This is a genomic window from Streptomyces sp. NPDC051578, from assembly GCF_044454045.1.
Taxonomy (GTDB): Bacteria; Actinomycetota; Actinomycetes; order Streptomycetales; family Streptomycetaceae; genus Streptomyces.
Genome location: NZ_JBITDH010000014.1, coordinates 79,350 through 99,123 on the forward strand (window position 1 = coordinate 79,350; position 19,774 = coordinate 99,123).

Below are 19,774 nucleotides of genomic sequence, written 5' to 3' on the forward strand. Positions count from 1 at the left end.
TTTGCCCGGCGTGGCTGTCGGACCGAATGCGGCCCGGCCCGGGCCCGCAGCGCGCGCGGCTATCCGGCTCGTTGCGCTGTCGCTATGGCCCGGGTCAGGGTTTGGCGGGCCTGTGTCAACTCGTCCGCGCGCTCGTCGAGGCGGGCGAGTTGGGCGCGCAGCTTGTCCAGCACTCCCGGGCACGGACGTAGCGAGCCGTCGGCGAGGGCGCAGGGCAGCACCTGCCGGATCAAGGAGGTGGGCAGCCCTGCCGCCAGCAGGGAGCGGATCTGCCCCACCCTCTGCTCGGCCGCATCGTCGTAGTCGCGGTATCCGTTGGCCTGACGGTCCGGAGCGAGGAGGCCCACGCGTTCGTAGTAGCGGAGCAGGCGCTCGCTCGTCCCGGTTCGTTGGGCCAGCTGCCCGATCAACATCGTCATCTCCGTCGGCTTGACCTTGTCACGGTGTCAACCTCCAACGATGGGACCGGCGGCGGCATTCCGTCACCGCCATGGGCCCTGACCAGGAGCAACCGTTGATCATCGACGCGCACAGCCACGTTCACGATCCCGTGCACAGCCATATCGCCCTGCTGGACGAGGCAGGTGTCGACCGTGCCGTGCTCTTCGGCACCCGGCCGCATCCGGAGCGGGCCACCGATCTGACCTCGCTGCGGCATGAAATGAGCGTGCTGAGCGAGACGATCAGCGGACGCTCCAGCGGGCCGGACGGCCACGAGGCCGCGCGGGAGGAACTCGCCGCCGCGTGCGCGGCGCATCCCGACCGTTTCATCGGCTTCGGCAAGGTTCGGCTGGACCTGTCGGCGCAGCAGATAGCGGAGGAGGTCGAGCGGGAAGTCGTCGGCCGCGGTTTCAGGGGCATCGGCGAGTTGACTCCGCCACCGGGCGGGGCAGGTCTGATCGAACCGGTTCTCCGGGCGGCTGCCGATCACGGGGGGCTACCGGTCGTCGTGCACGGGTTCGCGCCGACCACGGCGGAAGACCTGACGACTCTCGCGGCGCTGGCGCGACGCCACCCGAGCGTTCCGCTGGTGATCGGCCAACTCGGCGGCATGAACTGGCTGACGGCCATCGAGCTGGCCCGAAACGCCCCGAACGTGTACCTGGAACTGTCGACGGCGAACATCGTCTTCGCGGTGCGGCTGGCTATCGGTGAGGTGCCCGACCGCACCCTGTTCGGTTCGGACGCGCCCTACGGCGACCCGTTGCTCGCCCGCGCCACCATCGAGCGAGTGACCGGCCCGGGTGCGCTGCGTGACCGGGTCCTCGGCGGCACCCTTGCGGAGTTGCTCGGCCTCTGAGCGCGCTGCTGTGGGCCGGGGGCGGCGCGGGGGCAGGCGGAAGGGGGTGGCGGGGGAAGGATGGCGCGACGATCATGGTGTGGGGGTGTGGTGATCGCCGCGGCTCCCGGATTTCACACGGGGGAGTGGGAGAGCCATGTGGAGCGGTGACGAGCTGGACCTCGACGCGTATCTTGCGCGGATCGGCCTCGGCGGGAGTGGCGGGGACGAAGGGCGGGGCCGGGAACTACGGCCCGACCTGGAGACGTTGTACGCAGTGCACCGGGCGCACACCGCCGCCATACCCTTCGAGAGCCTGGACGTCACGTTCGGCCGCCCCGTCGAGCTGGACGTCAAGTCAGTGCAGGACAAGCTCGTGCACCGCCGCCGCGGAGGCTACTGCTACGAGCAGAACTCGCTGCTGGCCGCCGCCCTCCAGCGGATCGGCTTCGAGGTCGTGGGGCGCGGCGCCCGCAACAGGGCCCGCGGGGACTCCCTGCTGCCGGTGACGCACGCCGTCCTGATCGTCACCGTCGAGGGTGAACCCTGGCTGTGCGACGCGGGATACGGGTATCCCGGACCGTTCGAGCCCGTCCCGCTCGGGCGCCCCGGAGCCGAAGTACGGCAGGGCGGGTGGACGTACGCCGTCCACCGGGAGGAGGACGGCCTCCTCGTCCTGCGCTGGTTGCGCGAGGGGACCTGGCGCGACCTCTACGCCTTCACCCCGCAGCCCTACCACCCCGTCGACTACGTGGTGCTGAACCACTACAGCTCCTCGCACCCGCGCTCCGCCTTCCTCGGCAAGGTCATCGTCCAACTGCCCGGCGAGGAGGTCCGGGTGGCTCTCCTGGGGCGCGAGCTGACCCACTGGTACCCGGACGGGCGGGTGGAGAGCCGGACCGTGACCGCCGATGAGGTGATCCCTTTGCTCGGCCGGGAGTTCGGCCTTCGGCTGTCCGAGCGGGAGGCGGCTGATCTCGTGGGGATCTTCCGCGCCGAGGACTGACCCGGGCCGCGCCGGGCCCGTACGATGGCGCGGTGCTGGTCAAGTGGATTCGCTGCACGGTGACGGACCGACGCGGGTTCGAGCGTGGGCAGCGCAAATGGGCGGGGCTGCCGGGCGAACCCGGATTCAGGGGGCAGGGCGGCGGATGGAGCCGTGGCCGGCAGGGGGTGGCGCATGTCTTCGCGTTCTGGGAGAGCCGTTCCTTCTACGACTCCTTCATGGCCCGGTCGCACGACCGGCTGGCCGCCTCGCAGAACGGCACCTTCACCGACGCGCGGGTCACGCTCTTCGAGTACCGCTTCGATGTGAAGACCGGCTTCGAGCCGCGCTTCTCCGACGCCGACGTGGTCCGGGTGGCCCACACCCGGGTGCGGGAGGGGCGCGTGGAGCACTTCGCCCTGATGCAGGAGAAGGTCTGGAACCCGGCCATGGCCGGGTCACCCGGCATGATCCGCGGCCTCTTCGGGGAAGCCCCGGGGCGGGAGTTCCTGGTGCTGTCGATGTGGCGGGCGGCTGCCGAGCACGGCAAATACCGGCAGGAGCGGGTCGAGCGGCTCTCGTTGCGCGCGCAGACCGAGGCCGACGTGGAGGCGCTCACCGGTGACGTCGTCGACCTCGAACCCTCCTGGACGGTATGACCGTAAGACGAGCGGTGGCCCTACCGGCGTGCCCGTTCGAATCGCGCGTCGGTGGCCGAATAGGGTCGTGGAATGGTACGACCAAGGCGCATCGTCCTCGTCCGGCACGGGGAATCCCAGGGCAATGCCGACGACACGGTGTACGAGCGGGAGCCCGACCACGCCCTGCGGCTGACGCCGACCGGGCGCGAGCAGGCCCGGCAGGCCGGCGCACGGCTGCGCGAACTGTTCGGGGACGAGCGCATCAGTGCCTACGTCTCCCCCTACCGCCGGACCCTGCAGACGTTCCGCGAGCTGCGGCTGGACCCGACACGGGTCCGGATGAGGGAGGAGCCGAGACTGCGCGAACAGGACTGGGGGAACTGGCAGGACCACGACGACGTACGCCTGCAGAAGGCGTACCGGGACGCGTACGGGCACTTCTTCTACCGCTTCGCGCAGGGCGAGTCGGGCGCCGACGTGTACGACCGGGTCGGATCCTTCCTGGAGAGCCTGTACCGCAGCTTCGAGGCACCGGACCACCCCGAGAACGTGCTGCTCGTGACGCACGGACTGACGATGCGGCTGTTCTGCATGCGCTGGTTCCACTGGTCGGTGGCCGAGTTCGAGGCCCTGTCCAATCCGGGGAACGGAGAATTCAGGACACTCGTGCTGGGTCCGGACGGCCGGTACCGCCTGGACCGCCCGTTTGAGCGGTGGACCACACCGGAGCCTTACGACCTCGACGACTAAAGTGACGTGGGATGACCTCTGACTCCACTCCCGAGAGGCGCTACGCACGCGCCATGTCCAGCCTTCGCGGGCTGGCCCTGGGGGACGCGCTGGGCTCCCAGTACTTCGTCCCCGTGAACTATCCGCTGCTCAAGCGGCGCGAGCTGCCCGCGGGCAGCGAGACCTGGCAGTGGACCGACGACACCGAGATGGCCTGCTCGGTGGTGGCCGTCCTCGCCGACCACGGGCGCATCGACCAGGACGCGCTGGCCGCCTCCTTCGCCCACCACCACGACTTCGACCGCGGTTACGGACCCGCCGTCAACCGGATGCTGCGTCTGATCCGCGAGGGTGAGGACTGGCGCACCCTCGCGGCCGAGCTCTTCAACGGGCAGGGCTCCTGGGGTAACGGCGCCGCCATGCGCATCGCACCGCTCGGCGCCTGGTACGCGGACGATCCCGAGCAGGCCACGCACCAGGCGGAGATCTCCGCGTACACCACCCACCAGCACCGCGAGGCGGTGTGCGGGGCGATGGCCGTCGCCGCCGCGGCCGCGCTCGCGGCGGAGGAGGCGGGGCCGCCGAAGGCCGCCGACCTGCTGGACGGGGTCATCGCGCTGGTGCCGCGCAGCGCCGTGGGCGCCGGATTGAGGCGGGCGCGGGACATGCTGGACTACGGCGACGCCACCACGGTCGCGGCGGTCCTGGGCTGCGGCCGGCGCACCAGCGCCCACGACACGGTGCCGTTCGCCCTGTGGTCGGCGGCGCGCTCGCTGGACGACTACGAGCGGGCGTTCTGGACCACCGCGCAGGTGGGTGGGGACGTGGACACGACGTGCGCCATCGTCGGCGGGGTTCTGGGCGCGCGCGGCGATGCGGTGCTGCCGCAGGCGTGGCTGGCTCGGACCGAGCCCCTCCCCGGCTGGCTGCCCGGGGCGCCGCGCTGAGTGCGGGGGCGCCGGGCCGAGTGGGGAGTGGTATTGAGCGCCGGGGCAGCGGCTTGAGGGCTGCGGCCGGGTCCTGAGCGCCGGGGCGTCGCAGGCGTGACGGGGCCCGGGCGCGCCGGATGTGTTTCCGGGCGCCCGGGTCCGCGTACGGTCTTGCCCGCTCAGGCCGCCGGACCGGCCTCGGCGGCGGTTCCGCTGAGGGCCTCCAGGTCGCTCTTGCGCACCCGGATCACCAGCAGCGCGGTGGCCAGGGCGAGTCCCGCCATCGCGACGGCGGCCAGGAAGGCGGTGGAGATGCCCTGGGTGAGGACGAGGTCGCCCCACGGGTCGGGCAGGCGTCCGGTCTGCTTGAAGGCGGCCAGCTGACCGGGGTCCGCCTTCGCCATGAAGGACGGGATCTGCTGGGTGGCCTCGCCACGGCTGGCGGTGCCGAAGACGGTGACCAGGATGGACAGGCCGAGCGAGCCGCCGACCTGCTGGCTGGCATTGAGCAGCCCCGAGGCCGCGCCCGCCTCGCGGGGGGCCACCCCTGAGACGGCGGTGAGGGTGAGGGTCACGAAGTTCAGTCCCATGCCGAAGCCGAACAGCACCATCGGCCCGAGCACCCCGGACACGTACGAGCTGTCCGTCTCGATGAAGCTCAGCCAGGCCAGGCCCGAACCGGTGAGCGCGGACCCGGCCACCATGAACGGCTTGGGGCCGAAGCGGGGCAGGAACCGCTGTGAGAGCCCGGCGGCGGTGACGATGGCGACGGTCACGGGCAGGAAGCCGAGACCGGACTGGATCGGTGAGAAGCCGAGCACGTTCTGTACGAACTGGACGATGAAGAAGAACATGCCGAACATCGCCGCGGCCAGCCCGAGCATGATCACGTAGGTGCCGGCGCGGTTGCGGTCGGCGAACATCCGCAACGGGATGATGGGTTCGCGAGCCCGGGACTCGATGACGACGAACAGGGCGAGCAGCACCACCGCGGCGGCGAAGGAGCCGATGGTCAGCGAGTCGCGCCACCCGTCCTCGGACGCGCGGATGAACCCGTAGACCAGCGAGGCCATGCCGCCGGTGGAAGTGAGTGCTCCGGCGATGTCGAAACGGCCCGGGTGGCGTTCGGACTCGCTGATGAACATCGGTGTGAGGGCGGCGATCAGGACGCCGATCGGCACGTTGACGAAGAGGACCCAGCGCCAGTCGAGCCACTCCGTCAGCATGCCGCCTGCCAGCAGCCCGATCGCGCCGCCGCCGGCCGAGACGGCGGCGAACACGCCGAAGGCCCGGTTGCGTTCGGGCCCTTCCGGGAACGTCGTGGTGATCAGCGCCAGCGAGGTCGGCGAGGCGATGGCGCCGCCGACTCCCTGGAGGGCGCGGGCGGCCAGGAGCTGCCAGGGCTCCTGGGCGAATCCGCCGAGGAGGGAGGCGAGGGTGAAGAGCAGGATTCCGGTCATGAAGACCCGGCGCCGGCCGAGGATGTCGCCGGCCCGGCCGCCGAGCAGGAGCAGGCCGCCGAACGTGAGGGTGTAGGCGCTGAGCACCCAGGACAGGTCGGTGGTGGAGAAGGCGAGCGCGGTCTGGATGTGCGGGAGCGCGATGTTCACGATCGTCGCGTCGAGCACGACCATGAGCTGGCAGGCGGCGATCACCGCGAGCGCCACACCGGGACGGCCCGGGTGGCGGGCGGCTCCCGGTATCCGAGGTTTGTCGAGTTGAACGCTTGTCACTGAGGATCCCCCCGAAGTGAAATAGTGAACGCATCCGTTCACTCGCGCACCACGGTAGGAGTTACATTTAGTGAACGCAAGCGTTCACTAAGGCTGAAAAAACGTGCGATCGGCACGCGGGCCGTCGGAGGTATGGAGCATGACGGGTTCCCCCTGGTCGCAGGCGCCCCCGGGCCGCCGGAGGGGCCCCGAGCTCGAACGGGCCATCCTGGACGCGGCCCTGGAGCAACTGAGCACCGTCGGCTGGAACGCGCTCACGATGGAGGGCGTCGCGGGTGCCGCGCGGACCGGCAAGGCCGCGCTCTACCGTCGCTGGCCCTCGAAGGCCGCGCTCGTGGCCGAGGTGCTGGCGGCCGGACTGCCGCCGCTGGATCGGATCCCGGACACCGGGTCGATCCGTGACGACCTCTACGGGTTGTGCGCGCGGATGTGTGACGTGATGCGCTCACGCGCCGGCGTCGCCCTGCGCGCGGTACTTCACGAATGCGACCCCGACCACGCGGACCGGTTTCGCGGCGTCATCTGGAACGGGCTGCACGAACCCGCTCAGGCGGTGATCCAGACCCTTGTGCGGCGGGGCGTCGAGCGGGGAGAAGTCCGACCGGACGCGAACATTCCCTTCGTTGCCGACGTCATTCCCGCCATGCTGATGTACCGCGCAAAGATGTACGGAAGCGAATGGGACGACCAGGACATCGCCCAGCTGATCGACCAGGTGATGGTGCCGATGCTCCGGGCGTGACCCCGCCGGGAACCCGGCCCGCTCGCCGGGCTCGGGGCGGGGTGTGCAGGTGGCGCGGGGCGGCGTACCCTTGCTGGCGCCATGCCGTACGAAGCACCCACCCACACCGTCGAGCGCTCCCTCCGTGCAACCACCGGCGCCAAGGTCATCGCCGGGGTCGACGAGGTCGGACGAGGGGCCTGGGCCGGTCCGGTCACCGTGTGCGCGGCGATCACCGGCCTGCGCCGGCCGCCCGCGGGACTCACCGACTCCAAACTGCTCACCCCCAAGCGCCGGGACGCGATGCTCGACATCCTGGAGGGCTGGGTCACCGCGCACGGCCTCGGGCACGCCTCGCCGGAGGAGATCGACGAGCTGGGCATGACCGCCGCGCTGCGGCTCGCGGCGGTGCGCGCCCTGGAGGCCCTGCCGGTGCGGCCCGACGCGGTGATCCTCGACGGCAAGCACGACTATCTCGGACCGCCCTGGCGGGTCCGTACGGTGATCAAGGGGGACCAGTCCTGCGTCGCGGTCGCCGCGGCCTCGGTGATCGCCAAGGTCCGGCGCGACCGGATGATGGCCGAACTCGGTGAACAGGTCGCCGGGATGAGGGACTTCGCTTTCGCCGCGAACGCCGGCTACCCCTCGCCCGTGCACCGGGCGGCCCTGGAGGAGCTCGGGCCCACCCCGTACCACCGGCTCTCGTGGTCGTACCTCGATGCCCTGCCCCAGTGGCGGCACCTCAAGAAGGTGCGCCGCGGCGAGGAATCGGCGGAGCTGGAAAACGGAGGCCAACTCGGCTTCGATTTCTGATCGCGCCCACGTGCCATGCGCCGGTACGTTTCGTACCGGTGTTTGATAGATGTCAACTCATGCCTCTCACCCCCGAGGAGCCTCAGATTCACGAGAGTGCCCAGGGTCCCCGCGTCACGCCGGCCGCGAGCCGCACCGCGCAGACCCCCCGCCCTGTACCTGGTCCGCGTCCCGCAGCCGTACCCCGGCCCGGGCGCCCCGGGCCCTCCCCCGCGGCGACCGGCCGCGCGGGTGGTGCCCCCAGGCCCGCCCCGCCCGTGCAGCGTGCGGCGCAGGCCACCACCCCCGGACCCGTTCCCGCAGCCCCCACCACGCCGTCCGTCTCGGCGGCGGTGCCCCAGGTCCAGCTGATCCCGGCTTCGGCCGAGGGCGCGCTGGACGCGGCCGAGGAGGCCGTCGACCTGCTGCTCGACACCGGGCGTGCGCCCGGTGACATCCTGGTGCTCACCACGGGCGACCCGCACCCGTGGGCCGCGCACGAACTGTCCTTCGGCGAGGCCGCGTACTGGGCGCAGCACGATGCCCGGGACGACGTCTTCTACGCGGACGCGGCGCAGGCCAAGCGCGCCGCGGGCCGTCCCGTCGTGGTCTTCGCGGCCAACGGCGGTCCGCTCGACGCGGTGGCCGGTGCGCTGCCGGTCGCGCTCGCCCGGGCCGGTGCGCTGTTGATCGTGTGCGGCGACGCGCAGCAGATCAACTCCGTGCTCGGCGCGGGGGTCTGACGGCCCGTACTCCGGTGCGGGCGGGGAGAGCGGGGCGGGCCGGGAGTCGGCCCCGCTGCAGCCCCTTCCACGGGGCCGGGTTCCGGTGGAGTGCTCCGGCGCCGCGCTGAGCCGCGACGGGCTCAGCGTGCGGCGGTGTGACGCAAGGCCTCGGCCGCGCCGCCGCCGGTGCGCAGGGGCGCCTGGGCCGGTTCGGCCGACGTGGCACCGAGGAACTCGGGACGGGAGTCCGAGCTGGGTCTGCGGCCGCCGCGGCCCTCGCCGAGCACCTGCCAGCCTCCGTGCGTCAGCGTGATGTACGCACCGCAGCGCAGCCCGTGCAGGGTGCAGGCGTCCCGCAGCCCCCACATCCAGGCGCCGTCCTCCTCGGTCCACCGCTCGTCGCCCTCACGGCAGTACAGCAGCACCGCCGTGCGCACGGGGGTCCGGCGCCGCAGGTCGTGCGGCAGCACGCGACGCAGCCGGGACAGCAGCGCGTTGCGGTACTCCCAGCCGTCGGCCGAGGCGGACCGTTGCACGAACGAGGCACTCGCGACGAGCCGTTCCTCCGGGTCGAGCACGGCGATCACGGCGGTGGACGGCACGGGCTGGTGCCTGGAGTGCAGCCCGCTGACGACCTCGCGCGGATTGCTCAGCAGGGGTACCCCCGCCGCCGACCATTCGGCTGGTTCGAGCAGTCTGCCGTGCCGACTGGCGCCGCCGGTGGCCGTGGTCAGGGACGTGGTCGAGGGCGGGGCGAATCCGATGGTCACGGTCCTCCCTTCGGGTACACGCCCGAGGACGGGCACGGCTGGGATGTGGGCGCGCCGCGGCACGGCCCTGGGGAGTGCCGACGAGCCGATCGGGAGCTCTCCGATTCTCGCGTGGCCCGCGAGCATGGGGCAATGAGCATTTGGGGCCACCGACCGGAATTCGCCGGTATGCCGTTCATATCCTTGCCCCGCCACGCCGTGCATGACGCATTCGTTATGGCTGGAGCGCCAGCACCAGGGGGAACACCTCCTTCGCGCCCGTCCGGCGGAGCAGCCGGGCGGCCACCGCGAGCGTCCAGCCGCTCTCCGCACGGTCGTCCACGAGGAGCACCGGACCGTCCGCCTGCGCCAGTGTCGCAGCCAGGGCAGGAGGTACGGTCAAGGCGAGATGGAGTCCTCGCACGCGTTGGGCGCTGTTGGAGGAGGGAAGGCCGAACTCCGGTGCCTCGTCGGTGTAGGAGAGCGCTCCGAGCAGCGGCATCCTTCCCACCTCGGCGATCCGCGCCGCCAGGGAGCCGACCAGCTGCGGACGGCTGCGCGAGGGCAACGCGACGACGCCGACCGGTCGTGCGGGAGCGTCAGGAGCACCCGAAGCCCAACCGCCCGGGCCCCGGGCCCAGTCGGCGAGCACCGCTACCACCGCCTGGACGACATCGTCCGGAACCGGCTGATCGGGCGTCTGCCGGGCGAGCATCGGGCGCAGCCGGTTGCCCCAGCCGATGTCCGAGAGCCGGCCGAGCGCACGGCCCGTGGAAGCCTGCTCCCCGGGCGGGATACGGCCCTTGAGGTCCACGCCCACGGCCGTCAGACCCGTCGGCCACATCTTGCGCGGCTCCAGTTCGACGCCGGGGCGCCCCAGTTCACCTCGGGCCGTTTCCAGGGCGGTCCCGGAGACCTCCGCGGTGAAGCGGGCTCCCGCGCAGTTGTCGCAGCGCCCGCAGGGCACTGCTTCCTCGTCGTCGAGCTGGCGGCGCAGGAACTCCATGCGGCATCCGGTGGTCGACGCGTAGTCGCGCATCGCCTGCTGTTCGGCCGCCCGCTGCCGCGCCACCCACGCGTAGCGCTCGGCGTCGTAGTTCCACGCTTCGCCCGTCGACGTCCAGCCGCCCTTCACCCGGTGTACGGCGCCGTCCACGTCCAGGACCTTGAGCATCGTCTCCAGGCGGGTGCGCCGCAGGTCGACCAGCGGCTCCAGCGCGGGGAGCGACAACGGCCGCCCCGCCTGGGCCAGTACGTCCAGCGTCCGGCGCACCTGCTCCTCGGGCGGGAAGGCCACGGAGGCGAAGTACTGCCAGATGGCCTCGTCCTCACGGCCCGGCAGCAACAGGACCTCGGCGTGCTCCACGCCACGGCCGGCGCGTCCCACCTGCTGGTAGTAGGCGATGGGGGAGGAGGGCGAGCCCAGGTGCACCACGAAACCCAGGTCGGGCTTGTCGAAGCCCATGCCCAGGGCGGACGTGGCGACGAGCGCCTTGACGCGGTTGGCCTGGAGGTCGTTCTCGGCCTGCTCGCGGTCGGCGTTCTCGGTCTTGCCCGTGTACGAGGAGACCGTGTGGCCCCGGTGGCGCAGGTAGGCGGTGACCTCCTCGGCGGCGGCCACGGTCAGCGTGTAGATGATCCCGGACCCGGGGAGCTCGCCGAGGTGGTCGGCGAGCCAGGCGAGCCGGTGCGCGGCGTCGGGAAGGGGCAGCACCGACAGGCTCAGGCTCTCGCGGTCCAGCGGGCCGCGCAGCACCAGGGCGTCCGTTCCGGCGCCGGTGCCCAGCTGCTCGGCGACGTCGGCGGTGACCCGGGCGTTCGCCGTGGCGGTGGTGGCCAGCACGGGGACGCCCGGCGGGAGGTCCGCCAGCATGGTGCGCAGCCGGCGGTAGTCCGGGCGGAAGTCGTGCCCCCAGTCGGAGATGCAGTGCGCCTCGTCGACCACGAGGAGGCCCGTGGCGGCGGACAGCTTGGGCAGCACCTGGTCCCGAAAATCCGGGTTGTTGAGCCGCTCGGGGCTCACCAGGAGGACATCGACCTCACCGGCCGCGACCTCGGCCTGGATCCCCTCCCATTCTTCGGGGTTGGCGGAATTGATGGTGCGGGCGTGGATGCCGGCCCGGGCTGCCGCCTCGACCTGATTGCGCATCAGCGCGAGCAGCGGGGAGACGATCACGGTCGGACCGGCTCCGCTCGCACGCAGCAGCGAGGTGGCGACGAAGTAGACCGCGGACTTGCCCCAGCCCGTGCGCTGGACCACCAGCGCACGCCGCTTGTCCGCGACGAGGGCCTCGATCGCCCGCCACTGGTCCTCGCGCAGCCGCGCGGTGCCCGTGGCATCGCCCACCAGGCGGGCGAGTACGGAATCGGCCGAGGACCTCAGGTCTGCGTTCATGCCCCCCATGCAACCCGATGCCTCTGACATCGCGCCAATGCCGCACCCGGCCTGTGGATGTTGAAATCCGAACGGCTTGGCGAGTTATCCACAGGCCTTTCGCGAAATGATCAGGCGCGGGACCGTCGACGCATGACGACGAACCACGAATCACCCAGTCCGTCCGGACGGCGTTCCACCAGCCCGTCCGGATCCTCCACGGCGTCCCAGATCGCCCTGCGCAGCCCGGCCGAGCTGGCCGACGCACTGCCCTACATGCTCGGCTTCCACCCGACGGACTCGCTGGTCCTGGTCGCCGTCCACGGCGAAGGCGGCCGCTTCGGCGGCCGCCTTCGGGTCGGCATCCCCTCGACGCCCTCGGAATGGGAGGACACCGCCCGGCAGGCCGCCGAAACCCTGATCCGGGGCAGCGAGCGCCGGGGCGGCAAACCCGACGGCATCGTCGTCTTCCTCTGCCAGGACCCGCTCGCGGGGGAGAGCGCGCAGCGGGTGATGACCCGGCTGCGGCCGCTCGCCCACCGGCTGCGGCTGGCCTGCGGCGCGCTCGACGTGCCCGTCATGGAGGCCCTGTGCCTCTCCGGTGGCCGCTACTGGTCCTACACCTGCCCTGACGAGCGCTGCTGTCCGGCGGAAGGCAACCCGATGGCCCTGCCCGGCACCTCGGTCATGGCCGCCGCGGCCACCTTCGCCGGGATCCAGGTCCGCGGGTCCCTCAAGGAGATCGAAGGCCGCCTGGCACCTCTCGAAGGGACGCGAGCCGTCGAACAGGAGAAGGCCTTGGAACGTGCCGCCGTCGCCCTGGTGCCGAAGATCCTCGACGGGGCGAGCCGGGAGGAGGTCGGAGCGCAGACCCTCGCGACGGCCCGGACCCTGATGCGGCGCCTGACCCTCGCGCCGCCGGCCGAGACCGGCCCCGGCGCTGACAGTTGGGACGACGCACTGCTCGGCCACGACGAGGCCGCCGCGATCATCATCGGCCTGCAGGACCGGGAGGTCCGCGACATCGCCGCCGAATGGATGGAGGACGAGGAGGCGGGGCCCGCTCTGCGGCTGTGGCGGGCCCTGGCCAGGCGCTGCGTCGGGGCGTACGGGGAACACGCCGCCGCCCCGCTGACCTTGGCGGGCTGGGTGTCGTGGTCCACCGGGGACGAGCCGACCGCGCGGATCGTGCTCGGGCTCGCCCTGCAGGCGGACGCCGACTACAGGTTCGCCCAGCTCCTGCACCACGCCTGCAACGAGGGCATCGACCCGGAGGGCCTCAGGGAGTGCCTACGGGAGGAACGCAGGCGCCGTGAGCCGCGCCGCAAGCGGTCGCCCGCGCTCACCCGTCCGCCCGGCCGCCGCCCGAAGCCGGACCGCCGCCAGTCCCGTCGTGGCACGGGGAGCGACCGGTGAGCCGGCAGCGGGGGGCCTTCGGCTGCTCGCGAGCCGGGCGGGGGACCGCCCCAGCGCTGGGCGGCTCACGGCTCGGGTGGGGGAGCGCCGGGGGCGGCCCGTGGGCCGGGCACCGCGCTCAGGCGTCGGCGGGGCCCGTGACCCGGGCCGGGTCAGGGGCGTTCAGCTGGGGGGTGGTGGGTGACCGGCCCCGCCGACCAGCGAAACCGACCGGAGCGCAGACAAGGCGACGCATGGCTCACCCCGTACCCCCGGCCCGCAGGCCCGAGTTGCCGCCCGTGCACGGCGCCGTCATCTGCGTCGCCGCGCCCTGCCTGGCCATCTCGCCTGAGCACGGCCAACTCACCGGTCGCGGGCTCGACGGGATCTACCGCGCGGGGCGCCGGCTGCTCTCCCGGTGCGTCCTGCGCGTCGGGGGCCGGGATCCGGTCGCCGTGCAAGGGCGCAGCCTCGGGGCGGACCGGGCGGCTTTCACCGCCACCGTCCGCACCGGAGCCGAGGCCGGCCCCGACCCCGACATCGCAGTCGAGCGGGTCCGCCACGCGGACGGCACCGAGCGGATCACCCTGCACAACTACGCGGCACGGCCGGTGCGCCTGCCCGTGGAGCTCGCGCTCGGCACCGACCTGGCGGAGCTCGCCGCGGTGGCGGCCGGCCGCGCCGGAGCGGAGCTCCCCGCCGGGGTGCACGCCGCCGGGCTGCGCTGGAGCACCGGCGAGGCGCATGCCGTTACCGTCGCCGAGCCGCCTCCCGACGACGCGCTCGCCTCCTCGGGCCTGCTCCGCTGGCAGCTCGAACTGGGGCCGGGCCAATCCCGCACCATCGAGCTCCGCACCACCGGCGACCGCACCGCGCGCGCCCCGGCCGGGCAGGTGGCCAACCCGCTGTCCGAAGGGCGGGCCGAAGGGGACGACCCGAGGGCGGAGGCCTGGTTCCGGACCAGCGCCGAGGATCTGGCCGCCCTGCTCCTGAGGGACCCCGCCGATCCGGGTGACGCCTTCGCCGCGGCAGGGGTGCCCTGGCGGCTCGGCCTCGCACCGGCCGAGTCGCTGTGGGCGGCCCGTATGGCGCTGCCGCTCGGCACCGGCCTGGCCGGAGCCACCCTGCGCACCCTGGCCCGGACCCAGACGGCGGGACGGGGGCCCGACGCCGGGAAGATCCCCGGGCCACTGCGCGGGGCCGGTCCCCAGCTGCCGCCCGGCTGCACCGGAACGGAGGCCACGCTCGCCTTCCCGGCGGTGCTGGCCGAAGCGTGGCGCTGGGGGCTTCCCGAGGCGGAGGTGGCCCGGCTGTTGCCGACCGCCGAACGCTGCCTCGGGTGGCTGCGCGGGGCCCTGGGCGAAGACGGCTTCCTGGCCGACCCCGACCCGGGACCCCGGCGCTGCGAAACCCAGGCCCACGCGCACCGGGCAGCCGTGCTCGGCGCCGACCTGCTCGCCGGGTGCGGACGTGACGGGGCGCAGGAGTGGCGGGAGTGGGCGGCCGAACTGCGGAGCAGGTTCCGGACCGGCTTCTGGATCGACGGTCCCGACGGCGGGCGCCCGGCCGCGGCCCTGCACCCCGACGGACGGCCGCTGGCCCGGCTGACCGGAGCCGCCGCGCACCTGCTGGACACCGGGCTGCTGGGCGGTGGCCGGCTCGCCCCCGGCCTGCTCGACCGGGTCCGTACCGAACAGCTCGCCCGGCTGCTCGGGGCCCCCGCGATGGATTCCGGCTGGGGCCTGCGGAGCATGGCGGCCCGCGAGCCGGGCCACAACCCCTTCGGTCACCGCTCCGGAGCCGTACGGGCACACGAGAGCGCGGTCGCGGTGGCGGCGCTGGCCCAGGCCGGTTTCGAGAAGGAGGCGGCCGGACTGCTGCGGGGCCTGCTCGACGCGGCGGAGAGGTTCGGGTTCCGGCTTCCGGAGATGTACGCGGCGGAGCAGCGCACCGCGGGCAGCGCCCCTTTCCCGCACCCCGCGGCCTGCCGCCCCGCCGCGGTGGCGGCGGCGGCCGGGATCCACGTCCTGACCGCGCTCGCCGGGATCCGCCCGGACGCCCCGGCCGGGACGGTCGCACTCGCACCCCTGGCGGGCGCTCCGCTCGGCGCCCTGCGCCTCTCGGGGCTGCGGGTGGCCGGGGAACCGTTCGCCGTACGCGTCAGCCGTCTGGGGCTCGGCATGGTGGAGGAGGCGGCTGATGCGCTGCAACTTGGAGGCTGAGCTCCGGATCACCGTCTCCGGGATCACCAAAGCTCTGTTTATCGTCAGGCAGACGACTATGATCGCGGCATGTCGCCCTACGACCCGTCGGCCTTCCCGCCCTTCGCCGTCACCGTCGACCTGGTCGTGCTCACCGTACGGCGCCACGCGCTCTGCGCGCTGGTCGTCCGCAGGGGTGAGCAGCCGTTCCAGGGGCGCTGGGCCCTGCCCGGCGGCTTCGTGCGCGACGAGGAGGACCTGGCGGCAGCCGCGGCCAGGGAGCTCTCCGAGGAAACGGGCCTGTGCGCGCACGATCCGGGCGTTCCGGGCGTGGGCAACGGGGCGCACCTCGAACAGCTCGCCACCTACGGGGACCCGAAGCGGGACCCCCGGATGCGCGTGGTCAGCGTGGCCCACCTGGTCCTGGCGCCGGACCTGCCCGCGCCCAGGGCGGGCGGCGATGCCAACAGCGCGCGCTGGGCCCCCGTCGACGAACTCCTCGCGGCCGGGGAACAGGCCTCCGCGGGCCTCGCCTTCGACCATGCGCGGATCCTCGCGGACGGTGTGGAGCGGGCCCGCTCCAAGATCGAGTACTCCTCCCTGGCCACCGCCTTCTGCCCGCCGGAATTCACCGTCGGTGAACTGCGTCGCGTCTACGAAGCCGTGTGGGGCGTGGCCCTCGACCCTCGCAACTTCCACCGCAAGGTCACCGGGACGCCCGGGTTCCTGGTGCCGGCTGGAGGGACCACGACCCGTCAGGGCGGGCGCCCCGCCCAGTTGTTCAGGGCGGGCGGAGCCACCTTGCTCAACCCGCCGATGCTGCGCCCCGAGGTCTGACACTCCTTTAGCCCTACCCGGCTCACCCCGGCCGGGTTTGCCCCGGCCCGGATCATCCCGGTCCGAGTCCTGCCGGAACGGGCCGCCGGCTCACCCCGTAACGTTGGCCCGCGCCGTAACGTCGACCCGCGCCGTATCGCCGGGCCGGCCCCTGAGAGGGCAGGCCCGCGTGGCGACACGGCCGGGTCTGCGGCTCACCTGCCCCGAAAATCGGACATATCGCGTTATCTTGCTTGCGGTACTCATCCTGCCGCAGAGCGGTCTCACCCCCCGCGAGAGAAGCGATGCTCCAGGCCATCGGACTCACCAGCACACCCCGTCGAGACCTTCCGCCCGCCGTGGACGACCTCACCTTCGAGGCCCGCCCCGGGTGCGTGACCGCCCTGCTCGGCGAGCCGGGTTCGGGCAAGACCACCGCCCTGCGGCTCATGCTCGAACTCGAACCGGGCCGCGGCGTGGCCTACTTCCGGGGCCGGCCGCTGCACCAGGTGCCGCATCCCGGCCGTGAGGTCGGAGTCCTGCTCGGGGACGTGCCGGGCAACCCGTCGCGGACCGTCCGCAACCAACTGCGGATGCTCTGCGCCGCCGCCGGGGTGCCGGCCGCCCGGGCCGACACCATGCTGGAGGTCGTCGGCATCGCAGGCCTGCGCGACCACCGGCTCGGCTCCCTCTCGCGCGCGATGGAGCGCCGGTTCGCACTCGCCGCGGCGCTCCTTGCCGACCCCTGCACGCTGCTGCTCGACGAGCCCGCCGCGGACTTGTCCCCGCGCGAACGCGGCTGGCTGTACGGGCTGTTGCGCAGGCACGCCTCCCTCGGCGGCGCGGTGCTCTTCACCACCGACGATGCCAAGGAGGCCGCCCGGGGCGCCGACCGGGTCGTCTCCATCGAGGCGGGCCGGCTCGTCGCCGACCAGGACGCCGCGGACTTCGCCCGCACCCGGCTGCGGCCGAGGGTCGCCGTACGCACTCCGCACGCGGCCCGGCTGGCCGACGTACTGGGGCGCGAGGCCCGGGCCGCCCAGCGCGCCGTCGAGATCGTCGCGGAGAGCGGCACCCGCCTGTCCGTGTACGGCAGCAACTGCGCGGAGGTGGGCGAAGCGGCCTTCCGCAACGGGGTCCTGGTCCACCAGCTCGCCGACGAGACCGGGGACTGCGGTGATGCGGGCGAGGCGGGGACGCCGGCCCGGCCCGTCCCCCAGGCCCGCACCGAAGCCCGCGCCACCGACGCCCGCGCCGAGGTGCGTATCGACGCCCGTGCGGAATCGCGCCGGGAGGCCGGGCAGCAGGCGGGGCAGCAAGCCGGCCCCGAGGCGTACGCCGCGTCCGGCTTCCCCGGCGGCCCCGAGCTGCCCGCCGGATCCTGGGCCGGCACCTGGTCCGCGACCGGTACCGGGACCGACCAGGGCGGCGGCGACGTTCACGCCGCGCTCGTGGACGTCCCGCCGGCCCTGGGCCACACCCGGGGCGCCGGTCTCGTGGCCTCGACCGTCCGCAAGGTCGGCGGTCCGCTGCGGCCCCTGCGCTACGAACTGCTCCGCGTCTTCGGCACCGCCACCCCCTGGCTCACCGCCGCCGTGGTGATCACCGTCTCCGCGATCACCGCCGTACTGCTCGCCCGGGCCGGCGCCGAGCCCCGTGACCGGGTGCTGGCCGCCTGGCCCGAGCTGCTGCCGCTGCCGCCCGCCGCCCTCGGCGCGGGACTCCTCGGCGCCCTGGCCTTCGGCGAGGAGTACCGCTACCCCGCCCTGGCGGCGGCCCGGGGCACCGTGCCGCGAAGGCTCGGGCTGCTCACCGCGAAGCTCGGCGTCTGCTCCGCCTTGGCCCTGCTGATCGGGGCCGTCGCCCTCCTCGCCGACGCCTGCGCCGTCGGGCTGGTCTTCGGTGCCGCCCCCCTGCGCTCACCCGCCCCGTGGATCGTCCCGGCCGCGAGCTGGGCGGGCCTGCTCGCGGGCTGCGCCTGGGCCGGCGTCCTGGCCTCCGCCGTCTTCCGCTCCACGGCGGCCGGCCTGGCCGCGGTGCTCGCGGTTCCGGTGGCGGTCGTGCCGCTGGTGCGCAAGGCGCTGGCCGGGCCGTCCGCGTACCCGGTGGACGGGATCGTCTCGCGGCTGCGGGGGATGTCCGCGGCGCACTGGCCCCCGGAGGCGGACCGCTTCGTACTCGGCGTCCTGCGGATGATGGCCCAACCCGTCGGTACGGCCCTGGTGTTGTCGTTGATCGTCCTGTTGTGCGCCTATGGGTTCACAGGACTGCGTAGCCGAGTCCGCTGGTGAGAGACCGATGCTGACCGTTCCGGAGCGAGACGGGGCGCGATCGGGATCGTTGGAGTCCGACTCACGCGAATGGGACCGCAACTCCCCGCAATAGGCCCGGTTCTTTACGATAAGTCGTCAATTGCGTAGGTGGCACCGATCACCCTTTCGTGTGCTTTTCACCAAAGACCTCAAGGGTGATGGAGGCACAGCCGACAAAGGATTCGTGAGTACCCTTGCGCACACCATGATGACCGCCGCCCGCCACGCCGACTCCGGTCTCGCAGGCCCGGGCGAACTCGACCGCTACCCCTTCGCGGAGACCCCCGGGTCCGACCGGGTCGGGCCGCCCCACTGGGACGGCGCCGACGTCGAGTTGAGCCGCGTCGGCCGCCGGGCGGCAGGCAGCCGGGGCCGCGGACTGCACGGCCAACTCGTCCAGCAGCTCGGCCAGATGATCGTCTCCGGCGACCTCGGAGCGGACCGTCCACTGGTCCCCGAGGAGATCGGCCAGCGTTTCGAGGTCTCGCGGACGGTCGTCCGCGAGTCGCTGCGCGTCCTGGAGGCCAAGGGCCTCGTCAGCGCCCGCCCGAACGTGGGGACCCGCGTCCGTCCCGTCGCCGACTGGAACCTGCTCGACCCCGACATCATCGAGTGGCGGGCCTTCGGCCCCCAGCGCGACGACCAGCGCCGCGAGCTCAACGAGCTCCGCTGGACCATCGAACCGCTGGCCGCCCGCCTCGCCGCCGGCCACGGCCGCCCCGACATCCAGCAGCGGCTCGCCGACATGGTCGAGATCATGGGCCACGCCCTCGGCCAGGGCGACGCGATCACCTTCGCTCGCGCCGACAACGAGTTCCACGCGCTGCTCATCCAGGTCGCCGGCAACCGCATGCTGGAGCACCTCTCCGGCATCGTCTCCGCCGCCCTCCAGGTCTCCGGCAGCCCCGTCACTGCCTGCGACCGTCCCAGCGAGACCTGTGTCGCGCACCACGCCCGCATGGTCGAGGCGCTCGCCGCCGGTGACGCGCTGGGCGCCGAGAACGCCATGCGCCAGCTGCTCACCGTGCACCCGGAGGTCGAGCGGGTGGTCCCGGCCCCGCGCGAGCACTGAGAGGCCGACGCGCGAGCACGAGAAGCCGAAAGCCGACGCACGAGCAACCGAGAGGCCGAGGCACGAGCACCGAGAGGCCGGAGCGCGGGCACCGAGAGGCCCGGAGCACGGACGCGGAGAGGCCCGGAGCACGGACGCGGAGAGGCCCAAGCGCGGGCGCGCCCGGTGCACCGCGCGGGTTCACTGCGCGGGGTTCCACCACGTGTCGGGGGGGGCCCCGGGCCCCGCCCCCCCCCCGGGGGGGGGGCGGGCGGCGCCCCCCCGCCCCCCCCCCCGCCAGGGCGGATTAACAGATTAACAGGCGAGTAGGGAAAGACGTGT

General features: G+C 73.2%; 17 protein-coding genes. 13 read left to right on the top strand and 4 right to left on the bottom strand.

Annotated elements, in window-relative coordinates; genetic code table 11:
- Positions 1-59: 59 nt before the first annotated feature.
- The gene (locus tag ACIA6C_RS31745; RefSeq protein WP_399281099.1) at positions 60-413 is read right to left on the bottom strand and encodes a MerR family transcriptional regulator; all 354 of its coding nucleotides are present in this window, start codon (positions 411-413) and stop codon (positions 60-62) included.
- Positions 414-514: 101 nt separating this feature from the next.
- Here ACIA6C_RS31745 and ACIA6C_RS31750 point away from each other — a divergent pair, with 101 nt between their 5' ends.
- The 5 genes from ACIA6C_RS31750 to ACIA6C_RS31770 all read left to right on the top strand — a co-directional run bounded on the left by ACIA6C_RS31750 (position 515) and on the right by ACIA6C_RS31770 (position 4,581).
- The gene (locus ACIA6C_RS31750; RefSeq protein WP_399281101.1) at positions 515-1,300 is read left to right on the top strand and encodes an amidohydrolase family protein; all 786 of its coding nucleotides are present in this window, start codon (positions 515-517) and stop codon (positions 1,298-1,300) included.
- Between the two features lie 136 nt (positions 1,301-1,436).
- Positions 1,437-2,285 carry an arylamine N-acetyltransferase gene (locus ACIA6C_RS31755; RefSeq protein ID WP_399281103.1) on the top strand — a complete coding sequence of 283 codons (849 nt, stop codon included), beginning with the start codon at positions 1,437-1,439 and terminating at the stop codon, positions 2,283-2,285.
- Between the two features lie 32 nt (positions 2,286-2,317).
- Positions 2,318-2,923, top strand: a complete 606-nt coding sequence (locus ACIA6C_RS31760; RefSeq protein ID WP_361131300.1) for a YdbC family protein — start codon at positions 2,318-2,320, stop codon at positions 2,921-2,923.
- Between the two features lie 72 nt (positions 2,924-2,995).
- On the top strand, positions 2,996-3,655 hold the full coding sequence (locus ACIA6C_RS31765; protein ID WP_366079013.1) for a histidine phosphatase family protein: 660 nt from the start codon (positions 2,996-2,998) through the stop codon (positions 3,653-3,655).
- An 11-nt stretch (positions 3,656-3,666) separates the two neighbouring features.
- On the top strand, positions 3,667-4,581 hold the full coding sequence (locus ACIA6C_RS31770) for an ADP-ribosylglycohydrolase family protein (protein ID WP_399281105.1): 915 nt from the start codon (positions 3,667-3,669) through the stop codon (positions 4,579-4,581).
- A gap of 161 nt (positions 4,582-4,742) precedes the next feature.
- Here the strand turns inward: ACIA6C_RS31770 and ACIA6C_RS31775 are convergent, their stop codons facing one another.
- The gene (locus ACIA6C_RS31775; protein ID WP_399281107.1) at positions 4,743-6,296 is read right to left on the bottom strand and encodes an MFS transporter; all 1,554 of its coding nucleotides are present in this window, start codon (positions 6,294-6,296) and stop codon (positions 4,743-4,745) included.
- A 139-nt stretch (positions 6,297-6,435) separates the two neighbouring features.
- Here ACIA6C_RS31775 and ACIA6C_RS31780 point away from each other — a divergent pair, with 139 nt between their 5' ends.
- The 3 genes from ACIA6C_RS31780 to ACIA6C_RS31790 all read left to right on the top strand — a co-directional run bounded on the left by ACIA6C_RS31780 (position 6,436) and on the right by ACIA6C_RS31790 (position 8,552).
- A complete protein-coding gene (locus ACIA6C_RS31780) occupies positions 6,436-7,038 on the top strand; it encodes a TetR/AcrR family transcriptional regulator (protein ID WP_399281109.1) in 603 nt (200 codons plus the stop codon).
- A gap of 81 nt (positions 7,039-7,119) precedes the next feature.
- Entirely contained in the window at positions 7,120-7,830 is a 711-nt protein-coding gene (locus ACIA6C_RS31785) for a ribonuclease HII (protein WP_399281111.1), read from the top strand.
- Positions 7,831-7,889: 59 nt separating this feature from the next.
- A complete protein-coding gene (locus ACIA6C_RS31790) occupies positions 7,890-8,552 on the top strand; it encodes a hypothetical protein (RefSeq protein ID WP_399281113.1) in 663 nt (220 codons plus the stop codon).
- 122 nt (positions 8,553-8,674) lie between these two features.
- Here ACIA6C_RS31790 and ACIA6C_RS31795 read toward each other — a convergent pair whose 3' ends face one another.
- On the bottom strand, positions 8,675-9,304 hold the full coding sequence (locus ACIA6C_RS31795) for a hypothetical protein (protein WP_366079018.1): 630 nt from the start codon (positions 9,302-9,304) through the stop codon (positions 8,675-8,677).
- Positions 9,305-9,518: 214 nt separating this feature from the next.
- Positions 9,519-11,678, bottom strand: coding sequence for a RecQ family ATP-dependent DNA helicase (locus ACIA6C_RS31800; protein WP_399281115.1), 2,160 nt, complete (start codon positions 11,676-11,678; stop codon positions 9,519-9,521).
- Between the two features lie 132 nt (positions 11,679-11,810).
- Between ACIA6C_RS31800 and ACIA6C_RS31805 the strand changes: the two genes are divergently transcribed.
- From ACIA6C_RS31805 to ACIA6C_RS31825, 5 genes are all read left to right on the top strand, one after another.
- Positions 11,811-13,073 carry a DUF4192 domain-containing protein gene (locus ACIA6C_RS31805; RefSeq protein WP_399281117.1) on the top strand — a complete coding sequence of 421 codons (1,263 nt, stop codon included), beginning with the start codon at positions 11,811-11,813 and terminating at the stop codon, positions 13,071-13,073.
- 233 nt (positions 13,074-13,306) lie between these two features.
- On the top strand, positions 13,307-15,274 hold the full coding sequence (locus ACIA6C_RS31810) for a glycogen debranching N-terminal domain-containing protein (protein WP_399281119.1): 1,968 nt from the start codon (positions 13,307-13,309) through the stop codon (positions 15,272-15,274).
- A gap of 69 nt (positions 15,275-15,343) precedes the next feature.
- Positions 15,344-16,090: an NUDIX domain-containing protein gene (locus ACIA6C_RS31815; protein ID WP_361131333.1), complete on the top strand. Its 747-nt coding sequence runs from the start codon at positions 15,344-15,346 to the stop codon at positions 16,088-16,090.
- A 284-nt stretch (positions 16,091-16,374) separates the two neighbouring features.
- The gene (locus tag ACIA6C_RS31820) at positions 16,375-18,360 is read left to right on the top strand and encodes an ATP-binding cassette domain-containing protein (protein WP_399281122.1); all 1,986 of its coding nucleotides are present in this window, start codon (positions 16,375-16,377) and stop codon (positions 18,358-18,360) included.
- A 205-nt stretch (positions 18,361-18,565) separates the two neighbouring features.
- Positions 18,566-19,453, top strand: a complete 888-nt coding sequence (locus tag ACIA6C_RS31825) for an FCD domain-containing protein (RefSeq protein WP_361131338.1) — start codon at positions 18,566-18,568, stop codon at positions 19,451-19,453.
- Positions 19,454-19,774: the final 321 nt, after the last annotated feature.

Bases quoted from the DNA above. Each gene is read 5' to 3' on its own strand.
- ACIA6C_RS31745 (WP_399281099.1), bottom strand. From the start codon at position 413: ATGTTGATCGGGCAGCTGGCCCAACGAACCGGGACGAGCGAGCGCCTG.
- ACIA6C_RS31755 (WP_399281103.1), top strand. From the start codon at position 1,437: ATGTGGAGCGGTGACGAGCTGGACCTCGACGCGTATCTTGCGCGGATC.
- ACIA6C_RS31765 (WP_366079013.1), top strand. From the start codon at position 2,996: ATGGTACGACCAAGGCGCATCGTCCTCGTCCGGCACGGGGAATCCCAG.
- ACIA6C_RS31770 (WP_399281105.1), top strand. From the start codon at position 3,667: ATGACCTCTGACTCCACTCCCGAGAGGCGCTACGCACGCGCCATGTCC.
- ACIA6C_RS31780 (WP_399281109.1), top strand. From the start codon at position 6,436: ATGACGGGTTCCCCCTGGTCGCAGGCGCCCCCGGGCCGCCGGAGGGGC.
- ACIA6C_RS31785 (WP_399281111.1), top strand. From the start codon at position 7,120: ATGCCGTACGAAGCACCCACCCACACCGTCGAGCGCTCCCTCCGTGCA.
- ACIA6C_RS31790 (WP_399281113.1), top strand. From the start codon at position 7,890: ATGCCTCTCACCCCCGAGGAGCCTCAGATTCACGAGAGTGCCCAGGGT.
- ACIA6C_RS31800 (WP_399281115.1), bottom strand. From the start codon at position 11,678: ATGAACGCAGACCTGAGGTCCTCGGCCGATTCCGTACTCGCCCGCCTG.
- ACIA6C_RS31805 (WP_399281117.1), top strand. From the start codon at position 11,811: ATGACGACGAACCACGAATCACCCAGTCCGTCCGGACGGCGTTCCACC.
- ACIA6C_RS31810 (WP_399281119.1), top strand. From the start codon at position 13,307: ATGGCTCACCCCGTACCCCCGGCCCGCAGGCCCGAGTTGCCGCCCGTG.
- ACIA6C_RS31815 (WP_361131333.1), top strand. From the start codon at position 15,344: ATGTCGCCCTACGACCCGTCGGCCTTCCCGCCCTTCGCCGTCACCGTC.
- ACIA6C_RS31820 (WP_399281122.1), top strand. From the start codon at position 16,375: ATGCTCCAGGCCATCGGACTCACCAGCACACCCCGTCGAGACCTTCCG.